22 protein-coding genes are annotated in these 20,258 nt (G+C 40.4%); 3 read left to right on the forward strand and 19 right to left on the reverse strand.

Annotation, left to right across the window (positions count from 1 at the left end; translation table 11 throughout):
- Positions 1–2: 2 nt before the first annotated feature.
- From opuFB to NSQ25_RS18810, 7 genes are all read right to left on the reverse strand, one after another.
- A complete protein-coding gene (gene opuFB, locus NSQ25_RS18780) occupies positions 3–1,520 on the reverse strand; it encodes an osmoprotectant update ABC transporter permease/substrate-binding subunit OpuFB (protein ID WP_326135994.1) in 1,518 nt (505 codons plus the stop codon).
- Entirely contained in the window at positions 1,513–2,478 is a 966-nt protein-coding gene (locus NSQ25_RS18785; RefSeq protein WP_034283633.1) for an ABC transporter ATP-binding protein, read from the reverse strand. The genes opuFB and NSQ25_RS18785 overlap by 8 nt, the downstream gene beginning before the upstream one ends.
- A gap of 203 nt (positions 2,479–2,681) precedes the next feature.
- On the reverse strand, positions 2,682–2,921 hold the full coding sequence (rpsR, locus tag NSQ25_RS18790; RefSeq protein WP_008359105.1) for a 30S ribosomal protein S18: 240 nt from the start codon (positions 2,919–2,921) through the stop codon (positions 2,682–2,684).
- A 40-nt stretch (positions 2,922–2,961) separates the two neighbouring features.
- Positions 2,962–3,504, reverse strand: coding sequence for a single-stranded DNA-binding protein SsbA (gene ssbA, locus NSQ25_RS18795; protein ID WP_007497456.1), 543 nt, complete (start codon positions 3,502–3,504; stop codon positions 2,962–2,964).
- Positions 3,505–3,540: 36 nt separating this feature from the next.
- The gene (rpsF, locus tag NSQ25_RS18800) at positions 3,541–3,828 is read right to left on the reverse strand and encodes a 30S ribosomal protein S6 (protein ID WP_024424058.1); all 288 of its coding nucleotides are present in this window, start codon (positions 3,826–3,828) and stop codon (positions 3,541–3,543) included.
- A 108-nt stretch (positions 3,829–3,936) separates the two neighbouring features.
- Positions 3,937–5,037, reverse strand: a complete 1,101-nt coding sequence (ychF, locus tag NSQ25_RS18805) for a redox-regulated ATPase YchF (RefSeq protein WP_024424059.1) — start codon at positions 5,035–5,037, stop codon at positions 3,937–3,939.
- Between the two features lie 216 nt (positions 5,038–5,253).
- The gene (locus tag NSQ25_RS18810) at positions 5,254–5,460 is read right to left on the reverse strand and encodes a DUF951 domain-containing protein (protein WP_008347561.1); all 207 of its coding nucleotides are present in this window, start codon (positions 5,458–5,460) and stop codon (positions 5,254–5,256) included.
- Positions 5,461–5,754: 294 nt separating this feature from the next.
- Here NSQ25_RS18810 and NSQ25_RS18815 point away from each other — a divergent pair, with 294 nt between their 5' ends.
- The gene (locus NSQ25_RS18815) at positions 5,755–7,074 is read left to right on the forward strand and encodes a hydrolase (protein WP_326135995.1); all 1,320 of its coding nucleotides are present in this window, start codon (positions 5,755–5,757) and stop codon (positions 7,072–7,074) included.
- A 15-nt stretch (positions 7,075–7,089) separates the two neighbouring features.
- Complete coding sequence (locus tag NSQ25_RS18820; protein WP_034283636.1) at positions 7,090–7,500, forward strand: hypothetical protein; 411 nt, start codon at positions 7,090–7,092, stop codon at positions 7,498–7,500.
- Positions 7,501–7,538: 38 nt separating this feature from the next.
- On the opposite strand, the gene NSQ25_RS18825 is transcribed toward NSQ25_RS18820, so the two are convergent.
- On the reverse strand, positions 7,539–8,579 hold the full coding sequence (locus NSQ25_RS18825) for a hypothetical protein (RefSeq protein ID WP_227001755.1): 1,041 nt from the start codon (positions 8,577–8,579) through the stop codon (positions 7,539–7,541).
- 75 nt (positions 8,580–8,654) lie between these two features.
- On the opposite strand from NSQ25_RS18825, the gene yyaC reads away from it, so the two are divergent.
- On the forward strand, positions 8,655–9,281 hold the full coding sequence (gene yyaC / locus NSQ25_RS18830) for a spore protease YyaC (protein WP_034283638.1): 627 nt from the start codon (positions 8,655–8,657) through the stop codon (positions 9,279–9,281).
- 25 nt (positions 9,282–9,306) lie between these two features.
- On the opposite strand, the gene NSQ25_RS18835 is transcribed toward yyaC, so the two are convergent.
- From NSQ25_RS18835 to rpmH, 11 genes are all read right to left on the reverse strand, one after another.
- Positions 9,307–10,161: a ParB/RepB/Spo0J family partition protein gene (locus NSQ25_RS18835; protein ID WP_024424064.1), complete on the reverse strand. Its 855-nt coding sequence runs from the start codon at positions 10,159–10,161 to the stop codon at positions 9,307–9,309.
- The gene (soj, locus tag NSQ25_RS18840) at positions 10,154–10,915 is read right to left on the reverse strand and encodes a sporulation initiation inhibitor protein Soj (protein ID WP_008360890.1); all 762 of its coding nucleotides are present in this window, start codon (positions 10,913–10,915) and stop codon (positions 10,154–10,156) included. Before soj ends, NSQ25_RS18835 begins: the two co-directional genes overlap by 8 nt.
- A 236-nt stretch (positions 10,916–11,151) precedes the next feature.
- Positions 11,152–11,976, reverse strand: a complete 825-nt coding sequence (locus NSQ25_RS18845; protein ID WP_034283641.1) for an orthopoxovirus pf05708 family protein — start codon at positions 11,974–11,976, stop codon at positions 11,152–11,154.
- 129 nt (positions 11,977–12,105) lie between these two features.
- A complete protein-coding gene (gene noc / locus NSQ25_RS18850) occupies positions 12,106–12,981 on the reverse strand; it encodes a nucleoid occlusion protein (protein ID WP_024424067.1) in 876 nt (291 codons plus the stop codon).
- A gap of 105 nt (positions 12,982–13,086) precedes the next feature.
- Entirely contained in the window at positions 13,087–13,806 is a 720-nt protein-coding gene (gene rsmG, locus NSQ25_RS18855) for a 16S rRNA (guanine(527)-N(7))-methyltransferase RsmG (protein ID WP_024424068.1), read from the reverse strand.
- Between the two features lie 13 nt (positions 13,807–13,819).
- On the reverse strand, positions 13,820–15,706 hold the full coding sequence (gene mnmG, locus NSQ25_RS18860; protein WP_326135996.1) for a tRNA uridine-5-carboxymethylaminomethyl(34) synthesis enzyme MnmG: 1,887 nt from the start codon (positions 15,704–15,706) through the stop codon (positions 13,820–13,822).
- A 17-nt stretch (positions 15,707–15,723) separates the two neighbouring features.
- Positions 15,724–17,103: a tRNA uridine-5-carboxymethylaminomethyl(34) synthesis GTPase MnmE gene (gene mnmE / locus NSQ25_RS18865; RefSeq protein ID WP_024424070.1), complete on the reverse strand. Its 1,380-nt coding sequence runs from the start codon at positions 17,101–17,103 to the stop codon at positions 15,724–15,726.
- A gap of 401 nt (positions 17,104–17,504) precedes the next feature.
- A complete protein-coding gene (gene jag, locus NSQ25_RS18870; protein WP_034283644.1) occupies positions 17,505–18,128 on the reverse strand; it encodes an RNA-binding cell elongation regulator Jag/EloR in 624 nt (207 codons plus the stop codon).
- On the reverse strand, positions 18,125–18,907 hold the full coding sequence (spoIIIJ, locus tag NSQ25_RS18875) for a YidC family membrane integrase SpoIIIJ (protein WP_087976621.1): 783 nt from the start codon (positions 18,905–18,907) through the stop codon (positions 18,125–18,127). Before spoIIIJ ends, jag begins: the two co-directional genes overlap by 4 nt.
- A 158-nt stretch (positions 18,908–19,065) precedes the next feature.
- On the reverse strand, positions 19,066–19,425 hold the full coding sequence (gene rnpA, locus NSQ25_RS18880) for a ribonuclease P protein component (RefSeq protein WP_254001528.1): 360 nt from the start codon (positions 19,423–19,425) through the stop codon (positions 19,066–19,068).
- Positions 19,426–19,503: 78 nt separating this feature from the next.
- Positions 19,504–19,638, reverse strand: a complete 135-nt coding sequence (gene rpmH / locus NSQ25_RS18885) for a 50S ribosomal protein L34 (RefSeq protein ID WP_073208224.1) — start codon at positions 19,636–19,638, stop codon at positions 19,504–19,506.
- Positions 19,639–20,258: the final 620 nt, after the last annotated feature.

Here is a 20,258-nt window from a genome sequence, read left to right on the forward strand (position 1 = left end):
GATTATTGCAGCAATTTTTTCTTTTTTAAATAGGCCTTCGCTACCTGAAATGCATCCTTCTCCTTCACATTGACTTCATAATTCATTTCTCTCATCTCATCGTCTGTGATTTGACCCGCAAGCTTATTGAGAGAGGTCTCAATCTCAGGGAATTCAGTTAATGTCTCCTGCCTGAGCAGCGGTGCTCCTTGATATGGCGGGAAAACATGCTGATCATCATCAAGCACCTTTAATTTGTATTGTCTCAATTCACTGTCTGTCGAATACGCATCGACCAAATTGATATCTCCTTTTTGAATCGCTCGATAACGAAGCTTCGGCTCCATCGTCACAACATCGCCAAAGGAAAATTGATATGCTTTTTGAATGCCTCGATACCCATCCTGACGATCAGAAAACTCTAAGGTAAATCCAGCTTTTATACGGTTTTTGACCTTACCTAGATCTGAAATGTTGGACACCTCATATTGATCAGCCAGTGACTGCGGCACGGCTAAAGCATACGTATTGTTGTATGCCATAGGCTCAAGAAGACGGAGCTGAAAGGACGATTCCAATCCACGCCGCGCTTGCTCATACACTTTTCTTTTATCTGTGCTTTTTGCTGTTTCTTTGAGGAATTCAGAAATCGCTGTACCCGTAAACTCGGGATAAATGTCAATATCACCAGAGCGTAATGCCTGGAAAACAAAGGACGTCTTACCAAGACCGGGCTTCAGGTTCACTTGAATATCTGTATCCTGTTCAATTAAAAGCTTATACATCGAGATCAAAATCTCAGGCTCTGATCCTAACTTTCCGCCAATGGTGATTTCTTTCTTTTCTTGCTGAAACAGCGAGGGGGCAGCGACAACTGCTCCTGCAATCAGAGCAAAAACAGCCACAGAAATCACAGTCTTTTTAAAAGAAATTTTCTCAAAGGTTCGCAGCACCACATCAAATAAGAGAGCGAGTAAGGCAGCTGGTATCGCACCAATGACAATAAGAGACATATCATTTCGATCAATTCCCAGCAGAATTAAACTTCCTAATCCCCCAGCTCCGATCAGTGCTGCCAGAGTGGCGGTCCCCACAATGAGAACCATTCCGGTTCGGATACCCGCCATAATGACTGGCATGGCAAGTGGAAGCTCTACCTTTAATAACCGTTTGCGATGATTCATCCCCATAGCAAGCGCTGCTTCTCTCAGGGAAGGATCGACCTCCTGAATGCCTGTATATGTATTTCTTAAAATAGGGAGTAAGGCATAGACCACAAGCGCAATAATCGCAGGCACTTGCCCAATCCCCACGAGAGGAATCAGCAAGCCAAGCAGTGCAAGTGACGGAATCGTTTGCAAGACAGCCGTCACCCCAATGACCCATTCCGCTAGCTTTGGAACCCTCGTTAAATAGATACCTAATGGAATGGCAATCAAAATCGCTAAAAATAAAGCAATAAAAGAAATTTGAATATGCTCTAGTAAGGCGTGCCCCAATTGTTCTTTGCGTTCCCAAAACACACGGGTCCAATCATTCATGTGACTCGCCCCTCTCTTTAGAAGAATCAGCTAAAAACTGAATCACTGCTTGACGATTCACTAGTCCAATCCGCTCTCCATTCTTTTCAACAGCCAATTCCTCGTGCTTTGCCAATAGAGACAAGGCTTCATCCAGTGTGGCATCTGCTGAGACCGCCTCATAGAGGAAAAGAGCTTCGTGAGCCATCGGTTGGGCCAAGGTTTCCAGCTCGAAAGCTTGATGTCCCACATGGCGGGCAGCCCCTGAAACAAACTCCTTTACAAAGGCATTGGCTGGATGTTGAACCAATTCCTCAGGACGTCCGATCTGCACTACTTTTCCTTCATTCATCACACAAATCCGATCACCAAGCTTCATAGCTTCCTGCATATCATGCGTCACAAAAACAATGGTTTTTTGTATGCGGCGCTGCAAATCAAGCAGATCATCCTGCAATTTCTCCCTCGTTAGTGGATCTAACGCACTAAAAGGTTCATCCATCAGGACAATCTCAGGATCAGCTGCAAGTGCACGTGCCACACCGACACGCTGCTGCTGTCCACCAGAGAGCTCTGCTGGCTTTCGATGCCGATACATAGCAGGATCAAGCCCGACCATCAACATGAGTTCATGGACACGCTGATTGGTCTCATTCCGGCTCCATTGTTTAAGCTCTGGCACCACAGCAATATTTTCTTCTATGGTCATATGAGGAAAAAGCGCAATTTGCTGCAGAACATAACCGATATCCCAGCGCAGCTCATACATATCAAAATCACTTATTTTTTGACCCTTTATGTAAATCTCACCTTCTGTAGAAGAAATGAGACGATTGATCATTTTCAATGTCGTCGTTTTTCCGCTGCCACTAGGTCCAATCAATACAAAAAACTCACCTTGCTGAATCTCCAAATCAACAGATTGAACGGCATAGCGCTCATCAGAAAATTGCATCGATACCTTATTAAATTCAATCATCTTCCCACGCCCTGACTGCAATTATTTTCTAGACTACCAATATGACAGATCAACCTCATATTTGTATAGAATAAACTGTCACTTTTACATACTTCCCCTAGGTTGACTGTCAAAAACAACTCTAGCAAAAATAGATGGGATTCACAGTGAGGAAAATAAAAAAAGCGAAGAGCCCGGGGCTCTCCGCTTTTTAAGTCAACGACTTACTCACCAGTAACGTATGGAAGTAATGCCATTTGACGTGATCTTTTGATCGCTAAAGTCAATTTACGTTGATACTTAGCGCTAGTTCCTGTTACACGACGAGGTAAAATTTTACCACGCTCAGAAACAAACTTTCTAAGAAGATCAACATCTTTGTAATCGATGTGCGTGATACCGTTAGAAGTAAAGAAACATACTTTACGACGTTTCGCACGACCGCCTCTGCGTCCACCTGCCATTTGTTTTCACACCTTTCCTTTAGTCATTTTTTCAGATCAATTAGAATGGCAAATCATCATCGGAGATGTCAATCGGTTTACCATCGTTCGCAAATGGGTCATCATTAAAGCTATTTCCCTGATTACGATTTTGGTTGTTTTGATTGCCATATGGATTTTGACTTGGTTCATTTCCAAATGGATTCTGATCGTTTTGGCTACCGCCATAATACTGGCCTCCGCTATTGCCACCGCCGCTGTATCCACCTGAACCAGCACCGCCGCTCTTAGGCTCAAGAAATTGAACACTTTCAGCTTGAACCTCTGTCACGAAGACACGCTGTCCTTGCTGATTTTCATAGTTTCTTGTCTGCAAACGACCGTCTACACCGGCAAGACTTCCTTTTTTCAAGAAATTAGCCACGTTCTCGGCTTGTCTTCTCCAAGTAACACAGTTAATGAAATCGGCTTCACGCTCTCCAGATTGATTCGTAAACGTACGATTCACAGCTAGAGTAAACGTGGCTACAGCCGCACCATTAGGCGTGTAGCGAAGCTCAGGGTCTTTTGTTAGTCTTCCGACCAATACAACACGGTTTAGCATATTGAAAGACCACCTTTAAATATATATTTCAATGATTTATACTTCTTCTTTAACAACAATGTGTCGAATGATATCGTCACTGATCTTAGCTAAGCGGTCAAATTCTTGAACTGCTGCAGCGTCAGATTGAACGTTTACGATTTGGTAGAAACCGTCACGGAAATCATTGATTTCGTATGCAAGACGACGTTTACCCCAATCCTTTGTTCCAGTGATCTCCGCACCGTTAGAAGTTAACACGTTATTGAAACGCTCGATAACTGCTTTTTTAGCCTCATCGTCAACTGTTGGGCGGATGATGTACATAACTTCGTACTTTCTCATCTGATTGCACCTCCTTTTGGTCTAAGCGGCCCTAAACGGGCAAGGAGCAATAAATTATATTACTCACAATTGTATATTATAACAAATCACTTGGCCTATGACAAGAACCTATACATTAAAACGGAAATGAATGACGTCTCCATCTTTCACTACATATTCTTTGCCTTCTAGACGAACTTTTCCTGCTTCTTTAGCAGCAGACATGCTTCCGCCAGCTAGTAAATCCTCATACGCAACCGTTTCAGCACGAATAAATCCACGCTCAAAGTCTGTGTGGATGATTCCAGCACATTCTGGCGCTTTCATTCCTTTTTTAAATGTCCAAGCACGTACCTCTTGCTCACCTGCTGTGAAATACGTAGCTAATCCTAGAAGTGAATAAGATGCTCTAATTAGCTGATCAAGCCCTGACTCATTAATACCAAGCTCTTCAAGGAACATTTGCTTCTCTTCTCCTTCAAGCTCTGCAATTTCAGACTCGATCTTTGCACAAACGACGATGACTTCAGCGTTTTCACCAGAAGCAAACTCACGGATTTGCTGCACATATTCGTTGCCCTCATGATCCGCTACTTCATCCTCACTCACATTTGCTACATAAAGAACTGGTTTAGACGTGAGTAAATGAAGCTGTTTCACAAGCTTTTGCTGTTCATCTGTAAATTCTACAGATCTTGCCGATTTCCCAGCTTCAAATGCGTTCATTAGCTTCGACAAAATCTCAAATTCAGCTACTGCTTCCTTGTCCTTTTGTTTTGCAAGCTTACTCACACGAGCTAAACGCTTTTCAACTGTTTCTAAATCAGCCAAAATCAATTCGAGATTAATCGTTTCAATATCTGCTACAGGATCAACCTTACCAGCTACGTGTGTAATGTTATCGTCTGCAAAAGCTCTGACCACGTGACAAATCGCATCTACTTGACGAATATGAGAAAGGAATTTATTCCCTAAACCTTCACCTTTAGATGCACCTTTGACAATACCCGCAATATCAGTGAATTCGAAAGCAGTGGGAACTGTCTTTTTCGGCTGCACCAATTCTGTTAGCTTTTGTAAACGCTCGTCAGGAACTTCTACAATTCCGACGTTTGGATCAATGGTACAAAACGGATAGTTAGCAGACTCCGCTCCAGCCTGTGTAATTGCATTAAATAGCGTTGACTTCCCGACGTTAGGTAAGCCAACAATACCAGCTGTTAAAGCCATTCTTTCATCTCCTCTATATCAAACGTGCTCGTTATACTGCGTAATATGAACCTAGAGCAATTATAAGTAGGTTTACATGAAAAGACAAGCTAACCACCATGCATTTTCAATAGGAGAAACATCGTCAAAAAGAATAAATCAATGCTTCAAAACGAGAAATTGCACCTGGCTTTGCTGTAAAAAAGACAAATTTAATGAAAAAAGCATGAGGCCTACTTAAGCAGTTGGCTCCTCATGCTTGACGAGAATTTTCTTCATTTTTCGTTCAAAATCTCTTCTTGGGATCATCACGCTGTGTCCGCAGCCTTCACATTTAATACGGATATCCATGCCCAAACGAATGACCTTCCACCGATTGGCACCACATGGATGGGGCTTTTTCATTTCTACAACATCATGTAACCCAAACGCTTTGTCTGCCATCAGCCTTCACCTCTCTTGCTCACTTCATTGAATCTATTGTACAAAAAAACGGCGATGGAGGGCAATGCACAAAACAAAGAGTCTCTTTCAATCGTTCATCCTATTCTTTTTTAGAGAAAAAACCCTTCTTTTAGATCATTTTATTTGTGACCAATAGTTACTTAAACTCCGTTTTTTTTCAATATTGTCACAAACACTGTAGGTCAAAAGGTTTTTATTGGTAGAACGCGGTGGTTTTTCCATATTTTTTGATTTATGATATCTGCATAAATGTTATGTGAGGGAGCAGGTACGATGGTCAATCGAAAGGATAGATTAACTGATAAAGAATATAAAATCATATCCGATCATGCTGGAAATATCGACAATTACCAGCAGCACCATACAATAGAAATAGGTCAGCAAACACTCACTGTCCACGATTTTCTAAAGATCGACCGAAAATTATATGGTTTAACAATGCAGCCGGAACAATCAGATGAATTCATCGTCGCTTTTCACTGCCCGCTGCCACATCAAATGACGGTGTCATCTAAGCAAGATGTACACAACGCAGCACAGTCATTGCTCAAAACTGACTATGCCTATCCAATTGAAAGAAAGTCCCTTGATGGCAATCAAGGCCATGTCTTTTTTAAAGGGAAGGAATACATAGAGAAAGTCTGTCAGAAGCATCCGAATGCAGGTATCCATCTCACTGGACAAGCACTTGCCGGTGCTGTTTGTGCTTATATTGCAACAGAACAGCCAGCTGTCAAAAAAGCCGTCACCTTTGACAGCCCAAATATATGGAGCAGCCTGTCGCCTTCGATTCAGCAAAAGGCGCAGCAAGGTCAATATAAACGCATGTTGACTGAATATATTCAGCCTAGTCATTACGTCGGTTTACTCAATCGTCATGATCAAGGAGTTGGGCAAGTCAAGTACACCGTACCGCCACGGCAGCAAGACTCAGTCCAAGAATCCGTAAAATACAAAAAAAGAGAAATTGACACCTTTTTAAAATCAGCTTTTGCATCTATGAATATAGAATGGAACGAATCTTTTGATACAAATGCTTTTTTAGCTCTCGTTTCAGGAGAATTCAAAGCAAATGGATATTCATTCCATCCAAATGGATCTGCTCGTATTTTAGATGAACAGCTTGATCATAATACAAGTTTTACAGCCATGCTGCTGCAAGAGATTCATTCTGGACGTGCATATGCACAAGACGGACTTGAAATTATCATAAAATCCCATTTACTGAAAAATTCATCCTATGATCTGCAAAGTATTATTGAACATGAAGTGCACACTGTATTTGAAAAAATCGATGGAATTGATGAAAGCGTAAAAGACGCCGTCCATCATGTAAAACAAGAACTCAAAGGACTCGTCGGCTTTGGCCACTATGATTTATTAAGTCATAGTGATGTGGAAGCACTGGTAGAGGAAGTCAGGATGGAACAGTCGCATTCCTCCTTTTATTCACACGAAAAACAGCTGAATGCCTTGTACACCCTGAGGGATTACGAACAAGAGCTTTCTGCCCTTTCAAGACATATGTACACAATGGGTGATGACTACGCCAAGGCAGATAGACGCCTTGCGATGCAAATGGGTATTCATTAAGAAAGGAGTCATCGCATGATCAATCAAAATAAGCCTCCTAGTGACGCCCAGCGTTTCTTGCAAAATGTGAGTGCCCGCCGTTCCATGTCTGTATTCGAAAATCAATCGGCACCACACACACAAACACAGTCTCCTGAAGAAATCGCCGCCATTCAGGCCATGCGCAGAGAAGGACAGCGAAAGGATCTAAAACGGCTGCTCAAAATGCGGCTGCACGACGAATTAGCAAATACTCGCGTGCACTTGGAATATCAATTGTCTAAAACAGAAGACATGATAAACCAGACGACCATTGTCAAACAACACATTTCCCAGCATTTAAAGGGACAGGCCATTTCAGAATTAGAGGATCGCCTCCAGCGTCTCAAGCAAATGCCTGTCTATGATGATATCAAAGAAGCTATTGATTCAATTCAGATCAAATAAGCACAGCTCTAAAAAAGAGAGGTGCTTATTTTATTTTATCAATATAATTTTTTAGGACGAGAAAATATCTTTTTACTTAAAATCGGATACAGCATTAAACAGACGAGCAAATAAAGATTCAACAAACTATAAATTGGATACAAGAACGCAATCAAATCAGCAAATCCAAGAGATGTCAAAGGGGCCATCAAAAGAAGCATCACCAATACAACCAGCCAGCGGGGCATTCGTACAAAAGAAAGCATTCGGCTGGATAATCCAAATAAACCTGCTGCCGTCGTCGTATAAATCGCTAGACAAAGGACAATGGTCATAAACACAAACAAAGACGTCGGCGCCCCTTCTAATACTGTAAACAAAGGAATTCCCTCTGCTGAAAGGCTTCCAGAAATATCAACCAGTATTTCGTTATACACATACGAGATCACACCAAAGATAAGACCGCTTAATATACTCGCCACTTTGGCTTCCCCCAGCCCCTTCATTTCTTTCCCAACCGAAGACAGCACTGCCACAACAGATAATATATTCAAAGAAGCAAAAACAATGCTGGCAGGCCAATTGTACTGCTGCCCAAAATCAATACGCCACATATGATCATGATTCATATAATAAAAAACAAACGCATAGATGAGCCCCGCCACCAAAATTGGTATAATGAAAGCATTCACAGATAAAAGCCCTTTCACATCCCAGAAAAAAATCATAAATGAAAACAAACAGAACGCGCCGATGCCAACCCAAAAAGGCACATGATACATCTCAAGAGTCACCCCGCCGCCAGCAATCATGACCGTCGTTGTCGTGAATAAATAAAGGACAATTAACACGTCATACACCTTAGCCAGCCATGGACCGACAAGCCGTTCCAGTACTGGCACAAAGTGATCGGCACGCACCTCATAACTGATTTTTAACACCACATAAGTAGACAGCATAAACATCAATGTAAACAGTAGAATGGCTAGTCCGCTATCAATGCCAAAAAACTGCCAAATTTCCTGGCCGGAAGCATATCCCGCTCCTATTAAGCTTCCTAAAATTAAAAGCGTCCACCTTGAACCAGCCTTCCACACAATCATCACCTCATAGGTATAGAATTAAGCTTGTTTCCGTATACTGTTACTAACTACTATGACAAGGAAGTGAGACCTATGAATAGCAAGAACGGTCTTTTTTTTAGAAATAGGGTGAAAGAATACGTGTCCCATACGGATACAAACGCCATTCAACAGCTTAAAAGTATTTTATTCTCGCATCTTCAGAAAGCAGGAAAAAGACCCGTTGCCATCGTTTGTATTGGAACAGACCGCTCAACTGGCGACTCTCTAGGTCCACTTGTTGGTTCAAAGCTTTCAGGTCTGGATTTGAAAAAGCTTCATGTATATGGAACACTCTCTGACCCAGTGCATGCGGTCAATTTAAAAGAAAAACTCGCTGAAATTGAACAAGCTCATAAACACCCGTTTATTGTAGCGGTTGATGCCTGTTTAGGAAGAGTGAAAAGTGTCGGTTCTTTCCAAATTGGAGATGGACCGTTAAAGCCTGGAGCTGGTGTGCAAAAAGAGCTTCCAGAGGTAGGAGATATTCATATTAATGGGATCGTCAATGTGAGTGGTTTCATGGAATACTTCGTCCTCCAAAACACACGTCTTCATCTTGTCATGTCTATGGCCAATACACTTTCTGAAAGTCTATCTCACATTGACCAAATGGACTGGACGAGAGAAAAAAGCCGGTCTCTCTTCACCCCTATTCAAAATATCACTGGGAGAATATAAAAAAGACCATCTCATATCAAGATGGTCACTCTGATGATTCCCTCGTAGAAAGCAATTCAAGGATTCTTTCTAAATCTTCATTCGAGAGGAATTCAATCTCAATTTTCCCTTTTTTCTTCTGTTTCTTGATCGTCACTGAAGTACCAAAGTAGTTTTGTAAGAAAGACTCTCTTTCTTTCAACACTCGATCCTTTGGTGCTTCTTTTTTCTTTGTTTCACGTGGAACATTTTCGTTTAACTGCTGAACAAGTTTTTCAACCTGTCGTACGTTTAACCCCTCATCCACGATTTTCTTTACCAAAGGCGCCAGCTTCTTTTTGTTCTTTAAGCTGAGCAATGTGCGGCCATGTCCCATTGATAACGTTCCATTTGCGATCAGCTTTTGGATGTCATCCGGTAAAGTCAACAGACGGAGATGGTTCGCAATATGCGGTCTGCTTTTCCCTAATCGCTTCGCTAATTCCTCTTGCGTCACACTTAGATGATCCAGCAAGGAAGCATACGCTTCCGCTTCCTCTAGTGGAGAGAGATCCTCACGCTGCAGGTTTTCTAAAAGGGCAATTTCTCTCATCAGCGTTTCTGAAAACTCTCGAACGATCGCAGGAATTGTTGTCAGACCAGCTTGTTGTGCTGCGCGAAAACGGCGTTCTCCTGCTACTATGTCATATCCTTTAATCGATTTACGAACAATGATCGGCTGTAAAACACCGTGCTGCTGAATGGATTCTTTCAGATCAGACAATGCATCATCATCAAACGTTTTCCTTGGCTGATAAGGATTCGGACGCAAATCCTTTAATTTAATTTCTTCAACCGTTTCTTCATTTGAGTCTACGTTGTTAAATAGTGCATTAATACCCTTTCCAAGACCTTTAGCCATTCGCATCCACTTCCTTTGCTAAGTCTAAATAGACATCTGCACCTCTTGAACGTGGATCATACAAGATAATCGGCTTTCCATGACTTGGCGCTTCACTCAGCCTCACATTTCTCGGAATGACGGTTTGATAGACTTTATCTCTAAAGTACTTCTTCACTTCTTCGATAACCTGAATCCCAAGATTTGTTCGGGCATCAAGCATTGTCAGCAAGACACCTTCAATGGCGAGATCGGTATTTAGATGTTTCTGCACGAGACGAACTGTGTTTAACAATTGGCTCAATCCTTCAAGCGCATAATATTCGCACTGAACTGGTATTAAAACGGAATCGGATGCAGTTAACGCATTAATCGTCAGCAGTCCAAGTGATGGCGGGCAGTCAATAATCATATAATCATAATTCTGCTTAACAGATTCAAGTGCTCTCTTCAGCCTCACTTCACGTGAGATTGTAGGCACAAGCTCTATTTCAGCCCCTGCAAGCTGTATCGTCGCAGGAATGACATCAAGATTTTCGACCTCTGTCGTCTTAATCACATCAAGAACATCTGCATCATCAACTAAAATATCGTACACACACTTCTCTACGTCGGCCTTCTCAATCCCAATACCACTCGTGGCATTGCCCTGCGGATCAATATCAACTAACAACACTCGTTTGCCTATGTATGCTAAACACGCACCCAAATTAACAGAAGTTGTCGTCTTCCCGACGCCGCCCTTCTGGTTGGTAATCGCTATGATTTTCCCCACGATGTCACCCACTTTCAACTTAACAAGTTTCTCAATCATTCATACTTCCTATTCTATCAAAAAAAGTATGAAACGTTTGCTTTTTTTGTTTCCCTATTATAAATTCGTCGGTGAATGTGCCTTTTCGTACATAAAAGAACGAATGAAAACACATCTGAAAAGTATATTGATATATCTTTTTTAAGAAATAGACATGCATCAAAACCCTCACTTCTATCACAAGTGAGGGTCACATATTAAAAGTATAATTCACCTATTTTACGGCCTTCACTGACAATGACCTTAGGAGTTACTGTTTTATAGCTTTTCTTTTTTAAAAATCCATAGGGTGTCTTAATGGTAAAAGTCGCATGTCCCAAAGCGTCCCCTGTTTTGCCATAGGCCTGCCACACGATCTTTGAACAATAAGTCGGGTCCAATGATTGAATTGACATGGTGATGGAGTAGCGAGCCTTCGGATGATCTTTCACATAATCGTGTGCCCATTCCCCTGCTAAATCTGCCTTCTCCTCTTGATTAATCCGAATTACCTTTGTATTGGCACTATAGCGAAACCAGTTATGAATGGAATCAAGTTGAGGATGCTTTCGAAACCCTGGAATAGAAGCATAGCTTTTCTCATTAATGACGATACCTGCATGTCCGACCAAACCCTTCACAGCATCAGTGGTTGTCACCAAGATATCTCCTTTTTTAGGGATAATATCGGTACCAGGATACGGCTTTCCTAAAAGTTGCTTGAGGGTGTGCGGCTTTTCATCCGTCACCAGCTCATCATGCTTATTTTGTCGTAAACCATAGTTCTTCAAATCATCGTCAGCTGTAATCAAGTCGATCGAATCGTCGGAAGACGCATACTCTTGATTAAATTGCTGTACAGTCACATCTTTAGAAACAACACCTTGCTTCTTCAGAACGTTCAATTCTTCGTTGGTCATCAGGCCTTCATCCGCATGAGCCGTTGGCGATTTCACAGCGTATATTGTCGCTTCATTTGGAAAAACAGAAAAAGAAATTAGTAAATAGCAAATAATGGCGAAAATAGTCTTCTTCATTTTCATCAGTAGTTGTCACCTCCTTTATACTATGAAAATCATATTTTACCAATTTATAAATATTATGTAAATATGGTGTGTGCAGGAAATAAGACAAACAAAAAAAGCTGACGAGTGGCGCTCATCAGCTTTTTTCTATTTAGGAATTCGAATCGTTAATTGGATATATTCCTCAAACTCTTCTTCCTCGGTATTTATTTTAAGTCCGCTGTCTTCTACCATGTGGAGAGACTGACGAATGGTATTCATCGCAATTCGTGTATCACGACTAAACGCCTTACGTTTTGGCTTCGGTTTGCGATCCGTTTTTTGTTCAAGCATCTTCACTACACGCTCTTCAGTCTGTTTCACATTCAACTGCTTTTCGATGATTTCCTGCAATAGCGCGATTTGTAATTCTGGAAGCTTTAGGGGCACAAGTGAACGTGCATGCCTTTCAGAGATTTTTTTCTCTAAAATGGCTTGTTGTACCTCTTCAGGCAACTTTAAAAGTCTTAATTTGTTAGCAACAGTTGATTGTCCCTTGCCTAAACGCTGAGCAAGCGCCTCTTGTGTTAAATCATGAAGCTCTAAAAGACGTGCATAAGCATGAGCCTCTTCAATAGAAGACAGCTCTTCTCTTTGCAAATTTTCAATCAATGCCACAGATGCCGTTTCCGTATCAGTAAAATCTTTTATAATAGCGGGGATTTTCTCCCATTGAAGAGTCTGTACCGCTCTCCAACGTCTTTCGCCGGCGATCAGTTCATATTTTCCTTCTTCTTCTGTTGGTCTAACAACAATCGGTTGGATAATGCCATGGGTATGAATCGTCGTGGCCAGCTCTTGTATCTTTTCTTCTGAAAAAATGGTGCGTGGCTGAAAACGGTTTGGCATAATTGTGTCGACCGGGAGCTCCTGTATCTCTTCCTTTAATGTATCATGCTCAGCAATCTCTGCTTCTATTTCGGTTTCACGCTCAGGATGTTCTTTGTCTCCAAGCCCGAAGAAGCGTGAGAGTGAATGCTTCATGAACCTACACCACCTTTAAAAACTACCTTTTTATAATTCTATTTTCTCATGTTTTTTCCTTCTGTAAAATCATAAATATTGAAGAAAAACCGACCTTTTACATGATCAACCTTCTATTGGTGATTTATTAGGTGTTCCTGGTTTTCTAGGATATTTTTTTGGTGTTTGCTTTTTCTTTTCAATGACAATGATGTTCCGTTCGCTTTCTTCTAAAGGAAGAACAAAGGAATGCTTTTCAACAACCTCTCCTCCGAGGACTGTGACAGCTTTTTTCCCTGCTTGCATTTCTTCATCAGCGGCAGATGCTTTTAAGGCAACAAACAATCCTTCCTTTTTCACTAGAGGCAGACATAGTTCGCTCAAGACGGATAAACGTGCAACTGCCCTAGCAGTGACAAGATCATAGCTTTCACGCTTTTCCTTACGTTGTCCAAACGTTTCCGCACGATCATGATAAAAAGTAGTATCTTGTAAGTTTAATCCTTTTGCTAACTCATTGAGAAACGTAATTCGTTTCTGAAGAGAATCAACAATGGTCACATGTAGATGAGGGAAACAAATTTTAAGAGGAATGCTTGGAAAACCAGCACCAGCTCCAATATCACAAATCGTCGTCACTTTGTGAAAATCAATAAAAAATGCTGCTGATATTGAATCATAAAAATGCTTTAAATACACTTCTTCCTTTTCAGTAATGGACGTTAAATTCATTTTCTCGTTCCATTCTACAAGCATGCGGAAGTAGGTTTCAAATTGTTCAAGCTGCACTGGAGAAAGAGTGATCCCTTTCTCCTCTAGTGCTGCTGTAAATTGTTCAATGTTCATGCCGACATCCTTTCTATTCTGCTATCTTCGCAATACGCCCCTGCTCTAAATATACTAAAAGGATAGAAATATCAGCAGGGTTAACGCCTGAAATACGAGAAGCCTGTGCAACAGAAAGCGGTCGGACTTCTTTCAGCTTTTGTTTCGCTTCAGTTGCAATCCCTTTGATGGCATCATAATCAATACGATCAGGAATCTTTTTGTTCTCCATCTTTTTCAGTTTTTCAACTTGCTGGAGTGACTTTTCAATATAACCTTCGTATTTAATTTGAATCTCTACCTGCTCACACACTTCAGAAGGAAGCGGTGTTTCAGCAGGAGCTAATTTCACAACAGATTCATAATTCATTTCCGGACGCTTCATTAAATCACTTGCACGAATGCCGTCCTTCAACTCACTTCCACCGAGTGAACGAATAAATTCTTGAGTCTCTGCTGTAGGTTTAATGATCACAGAATATAAACGTTTTTTCTCTGCTTCAATGGCTTCTTTTTTCTGCTGGAATGCTTGGAATCTTTCTTCAGAAATTAATCCAATTTGATAGCCAAGTTCAGTTAATCTTAAATCAGCATTGTCATGACGTAGAAGGAGACGATACTCAGCACGTGATGTCAAGAGACGGTATGGTTCATTTGTTCCTTTTGTGACAAGGTCATCGATGAGGACACCGATATATGCATCAGATCGGCTTAAAATGACTTCTTCTTTACCTAATGCTTTTCTTCCTGCATTAATACCTGCCATAATCCCTTGACCCGCTGCTTCCTCATAACCAGACGTACCATTAATTTGGCCGGCTGTATATAATCCAGAAATTTTCTTCGTCTCAAGTGTAGGCCACAACTGAGTAGGCACAATCGCATCATACTCGATGGCATAACCCGCTCTCATCATTTGAACATTCTCGAGTCCTGGGATGGTTGAAAGCATGCGCTGCTGTACATCCTCCGGAAGACTTGTAGACAATCCTTGAACATAAACTTCCTGCGTATTACGACCTTCTGGCTCTAAGAAAATTTGATGTCTCGGTTTATCATTGAAACGAACCACTTTATCTTCAATGGACGGGCAGTATCTAGGGCCAGTTCCTTTAATCATACCTGAATACATTGGAGAACGGTGAAGATTCTCATCAATAATTTGATGGGTCTCTAAACTCGTGTACGTTAACCAGCATGGCAGCTGGTCAGTAATATATTCAACCGTTTCATAGGAGAATGCCCGCGGGACATCATCACCTGGTTGAATTTCTGTTTTACTATAGTCAATCGAGTGACTATTCACTCGAGGAGGAGTTCCTGTTTTAAAGCGAACCAAATCGAATCCTAGTTCTGCTAAATGATCCGATAATTTAATGGAAGGCTGCTGGTTATTTGGACCGCTTGAATACGAAAGGTCTCCTAAAATGATGCGGCCTTTTAAGAAAGTCCCTGTCGTTAAAACAACAGACTTTGCACGATAGTTCGCCCCCGTTTGAGTAACAACACCTTTACATTCATCATCTTCTACAATTAAATGATCTACCATACCTTGCAGCATTGTCAGGTTTGGTTCATTTTCCATTGTTTTTTTCATTTCATGCTGATATTGGAACTTATCTGCTTGCGCTCTTAACGCACGGACAGCAGGTCCTTTCCCCGTATTCAGCATGCGCATTTGAATATGCGTCTTATCTATATTTCGTGCCATTTCTCCGCCTAGAGCATCAATTTCTCTGACGACAATCCCTTTTGCGGGGCCGCCTACAGACGGATTACATGGCATAAAAGCAACCATATCGAGGTTGATAGTCAATACAAGTGTTTTGGCGCCCTGTCTTGCAGAAGCAAGAGCAGCCTCAACTCCAGCATGACCGGCACCCACGACGATTACGTCATAATTGCCAGCTTCATAACCCATTTCTTATGTTCCTCCCTTTACTTTCCTAAACAGAATTGAGAGAATAACTGATCAATCAAGCTTTCATGAACAGCATCTCCAATAATTTCACCTAACTGTTCCCAGCAGCGTGTTAAATCTATTTGAACTATATCGATCGGTACGTCCATTTCAATTCCTTCAAGAGCATCCTCAATGGATTGTTTTGCTGCCTGAAGAAGAGCAATATGCCTTGTGTTACTTACATACGTTAAATCTCCACTTTCAATTGAACCCGTGAAAAAGAGTGATTGAATCGCAATTTCAAGCTCATCAATCCCCTTTTCTTGTAATAAGGATGTAGTAACCACCGGACGATCCTTCGCTAACTGCTTGACCTTTTCGATATCAAGCTTAGGCTCAAGATCTGTCTTATTCACGATTACGATGATATCCATGCCTGAGACGGCCTCAAAAAGTTTGATATCCTCTTCTGACAATTCCTCGCTATAATTGAGCACAAGTAAAATCAGGTCAGCTTCTTTTAAGACCTGTCTAGATCGTTCAACCCCTATACGCTCAACAATGTCCTCCGTCTCACGTATACCCGCAGTATCGACTAAACGAAGCGGTACACCTCTAACATTTACATATTCCTCAATGACATCTCTCGTTGTTCCAGGAATATCCGTTACAATCGCTTTTGTTTCCTGTACAAGACTATTCAACAAGGAAGACTTCCCAACATTCGGTCTTCCAATAATGACAGTAGATAAGCCTTCTCGCAGTATTTTCCCCTGCTGAGAAGTCGTTAGCAGTGACTCAATTTCCTTTTTCACTGATGTTGCCTTTTCAACTAAAACCCGATGCGTCATTTCTTCAACATCGTCATACTCAGGATAGTCAATATTGACTTCAACATGGGCCAGAGTTTCCAATATCTCACCGCGAAGTCGTTTAATCAAACCGGAGAGTCGTCCCTCCATTTGAGTAATCGCTACATTCATCGCACGATCTGTCTTTGCGCGAATCAAATCCATTACCGCTTCAGCCTGTGAAAGATCAATTCTTCCATTTAAGAAAGCTCGTTTTGTAAACTCACCTGGCTCCGCTAATCTTGCTCCTTCTCTTAAAGCAAGCTGCAGTACTTTATTGACCGTTACAATTCCGCCATGGCAGTTAATCTCAATAACGTCTTCTCTCGTAAATGTTTTTGGTGCTCTTAATACTGACACCATGACCTCTTCTATGACTTGCTCAGTGCTAGAATCCACAATATGACCATAATGAATCGTATGTGAATCCACCGATACAAGTTTTTTCTCCTTAGGACCTTTATACATCCGATCAGCAATCTGTACCGCATCAGGCCCGCTTAAACGAATAATCGCAATTGCTCCTTCACCCATCGGTGTAGAAATTGCTGCAATTGTATCCATCACTCATTCACCTCTTTCTCTACTTAATAAACAGTCTGTTATCTATTAAATGGACATTGTCCATTTCTATATCAAAAACGCTTAATCCAAAATTTAAAGATACCATAAATGAAAGCGAAGTGAAAGTATCCCATATCTAATTATCCACAGCTTTGCATCTTATCTATTTTAACACTTAACTTATCCACATGTGAATAACGACGTTTGAAACTTGTCTTCACATCTTACACCTAAATCCAATAAATTTAAACGCCCTGATCCCTATACTTACTTGTTAAATTGGCGTTTTGCACTCATATCACACACTCATTTTTTAGAAATAAAGGATGAATCCTCTATAAAAAGCAATTTTTCAATAAAAAAAGACTAAAATCCAGCTTTGCTGAATCTTAGCCTTTCTGCTATTTTTTATACAGCACCACAACATGACGTTTGCTGCCTGTATCTTCAGATGCCGTTGCAAGTTCTTTAGAGAATGCAGCAATCGCATCATGAACAATTTTTCGTTCATTCGAAGGCATTGGTTCTAAATGAACCTTTCTCTTCGTTTTTAAAACCCGATTTGCTGTTTTGACTGCATATTGTTCAAGTGCTTCTTGTCGTTTCTTCCTATAATCGCCAATATCAATTGTTATATGATGATACTGATCAGAATAACGATTAAACACTAGCTGTACCAACGTTTCTAAAGAGTACAATGTCTGGCCTCTTTTTCCAATCATTAATGACGTTTTATCTCCATCAATATGGTAAGAAATGTTTTTCGGTTCCTGTTTGGAAATAATCTTTGCTTTAGGATCAATAGACTTAACAATTTTATCTAAATACTGTGTAGCTAATTTAAATGCATTTATCTTTTCTACTAACTTGACCACAGCTTGTCTTTTACCAAATAATCCTAAAAATCCTTTATTTCCTTCATCTACTATTGTGATTTCTACTTCTTCTTGTAGTAGCTGAATTTGTTTAAGTCCGGAATCTACTGCTTCTTCGATTGTGCGACCGACAGCAGTTATTTCCTTCATTTTTTATTCCCGCCAGCTTTTTCTTTTGTATCAACTTTTACTTGAGGTGTTTTAATCACCAATGTTTGAATGATCATGAAAATGTTACCTACAACCCAGTACAATGAAAGTGCTGCTGGGAAACTAATTGCAAACACAACGATCATAATCGGCATCACCCATAGCATGATAGCCATTTGAGGGTTGTCCGAAGGATTTCCAGCCATCATCAGCTTTTGCTGAATGAAAGTAGCTACACCCGCAATAATCGGTAATAGGAACAATGGATCTGGGCTGCCTAAGTCAAACCATAAGAATGTATGCTTTTTAATTTCTGCTGTTCTCATAATTGCATGATAGAAACCAATAAGGATTGGCATTTGAATTAAAATTGGGAAACAGCCTGCTAATGGATTGACGCCATTTTTTTGAAAAAGGGCCATTGTTTCCTGCTGAAGCTGCTGCTGTGTTTTTTGATCTTTAGAGCTATATTTTTCACGAAGCTTTTTCAATTCAGGCTGTAATGCTTGCATCGCTTTTGTACTTCTTAACTGTTTAATCATTAATGGTAAAATAAGCAAGCGAATTAACAGTGTTACAATAATAATCGCTACACCATAGTTTTCACCAGTTAAGTTTGCCATGTACGTGATTAATTGAGATAGCGGGTAAACAATATAAGAATTCCAGAATCCCTTACTATCTGATGTAATTGGTTCATTGATCTGTGTACATCCTGCCAATAAAACCAATACGCCAATCAAGCTAAATATTAGTAATAATCGCCTTTTCAACAAGATTCCTCCCATTACTTCAAACTTTATTTAAGTTGGAATTGATTAAGAAAGTGACTCACCTAATCAGTATGGTAACATTTTTTCTTTGCAAAGTGGTGGTTTCATTTTAATTCACTAGATGAAGGAAGCGCTTTTAAAAATTGATTCAACGAAAGTTTCTATTACGAAGACTTTTTCGGTTGTTGTTGATAAACAGCGGATTTTCTAAATAAATGTTGGAGAGACTTCTTTGTTTCTTCAAAGGTCAATTCACTCGCTGGTTTTCGTGCAATGACAATGTAGTCTTTTTCTTGCTTTAACTTATGACCTTCCTCTAAAAACACCTGACGGATCAGACGTTTAATTCGGTTTCTCATCACTGCATTACCAATCTTCTTACTGACAGACAATCCTAAACGCAGTTCAACTTGATTTGGCTGATCCAGCTGGTAAATAACGAATTGGCGATTTGCCATTGATTGACCTTTTTTGAACACCTTTTGAAACTCTTCATTTTTTTTTAGCCTGTTTCGCTTCTTCATGTTTTCTTCCACTCCGATAAAAACTGACAGTTCATTTACGATTTTATGTAAAAAAGACCACTGACATTATTCAGTGGCCTAAGCTGATAATTTTTTTCTACCTTTGCTGCGGCGTCGCTTTAAAACTAGACGTCCGTTTTTAGTACTCATACGGCTGCGGAAGCCATGAACTTTACTACGCTTACGGTTATTTGGTTGAAACGTTCTTTTCATTTATGACACCTCCCTGAGGAATAGCTGTTTAAGACAGTCTAACTCATTATATTTGTGTAACCCATCGATTGTCAATATCAATGATAAAACTCTTATTATCAACCTTATAAGCATAACATAAGTTATCAAACGAAGAAACCTTCTTTTTTAGTTTCCAGCATTTTATTCTCTTTTTCCTCCTAAAAGACCTTTAAAACAAGAATGTGGATATTTTTCCGGCATATTTAGACTATCCACACCCATTATCGACATTTTTTTCACACAAATAACCGATGTGGATAATTATTTTTCAACAGGATGTAAAGTGTGTGGATAAGTTTGTGACACCCATTGCACCATCTTGTTTATTTTGATATTATATTTGTGTTTTAACTCTTAATTACTTATCTGGCCCTTTTATATTATCCACAAATTGTGGATAACCTGTGGAAAGTTATTACACAGCCTGTTGAATTGTTTATCCACAGCTTGTGTAATTTGTCGAAAAGACGTTTTTCTACTATATTAATTGTTTTCAACAATGTATGTGCACGAATGGTGATGACCATTTGCTCTTTTTCGTGTTCTATAACAGTTTGATACTGGTCATTTTAAAAAGAAAAGGAGGGGGGAGAAGCCTT

Source organism: Bacillus sp. FSL R5-0512, from assembly GCF_038593295.1.
Lineage (GTDB): Bacteria > Bacillota > Bacilli > Bacillales > Bacillaceae > Bacillus > Bacillus safensis.

Coding starts and splice junctions, on each gene's coding strand:
- rnpA (WP_254001528.1), bottom strand. CDS start 19,425: ATGAAGAAGCGAAACAGGCTAAAAAAAAATGAAGAGTTTCAAAAGGTG.
- NSQ25_RS18820 (WP_034283636.1), top strand. CDS start 7,090: ATGATCAATCAAAATAAGCCTCCTAGTGACGCCCAGCGTTTCTTGCAA.
- yyaC (WP_034283638.1), top strand. CDS start 8,655: ATGAATAGCAAGAACGGTCTTTTTTTTAGAAATAGGGTGAAAGAATAC.
- rsmG (WP_024424068.1), bottom strand. CDS start 13,806: ATGAACATTGAACAATTTACAGCAGCACTAGAGGAGAAAGGGATCACT.
- rpmH (WP_073208224.1), bottom strand. CDS start 19,638: ATGAAAAGAACGTTTCAACCAAATAACCGTAAGCGTAGTAAAGTTCAT.
- NSQ25_RS18835 (WP_024424064.1), bottom strand. CDS start 10,161: ATGGCTAAAGGTCTTGGAAAGGGTATTAATGCACTATTTAACAACGTA.
- NSQ25_RS18845 (WP_034283641.1), bottom strand. CDS start 11,976: ATGAAAATGAAGAAGACTATTTTCGCCATTATTTGCTATTTACTAATT.
- ychF (WP_024424059.1), bottom strand. CDS start 5,037: ATGGCTTTAACAGCTGGTATTGTTGGCTTACCTAACGTCGGGAAGTCA.
- noc (WP_024424067.1), bottom strand. CDS start 12,981: ATGAAGCATTCACTCTCACGCTTCTTCGGGCTTGGAGACAAAGAACAT.
- NSQ25_RS18785 (WP_034283633.1), bottom strand. CDS start 2,478: ATGATTGAATTTAATAAGGTATCGATGCAATTTTCTGATGAGCGCTAT.
- rpsR (WP_008359105.1), bottom strand. CDS start 2,921: ATGGCAGGTGGACGCAGAGGCGGTCGTGCGAAACGTCGTAAAGTATGT.
- ssbA (WP_007497456.1), bottom strand. CDS start 3,504: ATGCTAAACCGTGTTGTATTGGTCGGAAGACTAACAAAAGACCCTGAG.
- mnmE (WP_024424070.1), bottom strand. CDS start 17,103: ATGGATACAATTGCAGCAATTTCTACACCGATGGGTGAAGGAGCAATT.
- jag (WP_034283644.1), bottom strand. CDS start 18,128: ATGAAGGAAATAACTGCTGTCGGTCGCACAATCGAAGAAGCAGTAGAT.
- mnmG (WP_326135996.1), bottom strand. CDS start 15,706: ATGGGTTATGAAGCTGGCAATTATGACGTAATCGTCGTGGGTGCCGGT.
- NSQ25_RS18815 (WP_326135995.1), top strand. CDS start 5,755: ATGGTCAATCGAAAGGATAGATTAACTGATAAAGAATATAAAATCATA.
- rpsF (WP_024424058.1), bottom strand. CDS start 3,828: ATGAGAAAGTACGAAGTTATGTACATCATCCGCCCAACAGTTGACGAT.
- NSQ25_RS18810 (WP_008347561.1), bottom strand. CDS start 5,460: ATGGCAGACAAAGCGTTTGGGTTACATGATGTTGTAGAAATGAAAAAG.
- opuFB (WP_326135994.1), bottom strand. CDS start 1,520: ATGAATGATTGGACCCGTGTGTTTTGGGAACGCAAAGAACAATTGGGG.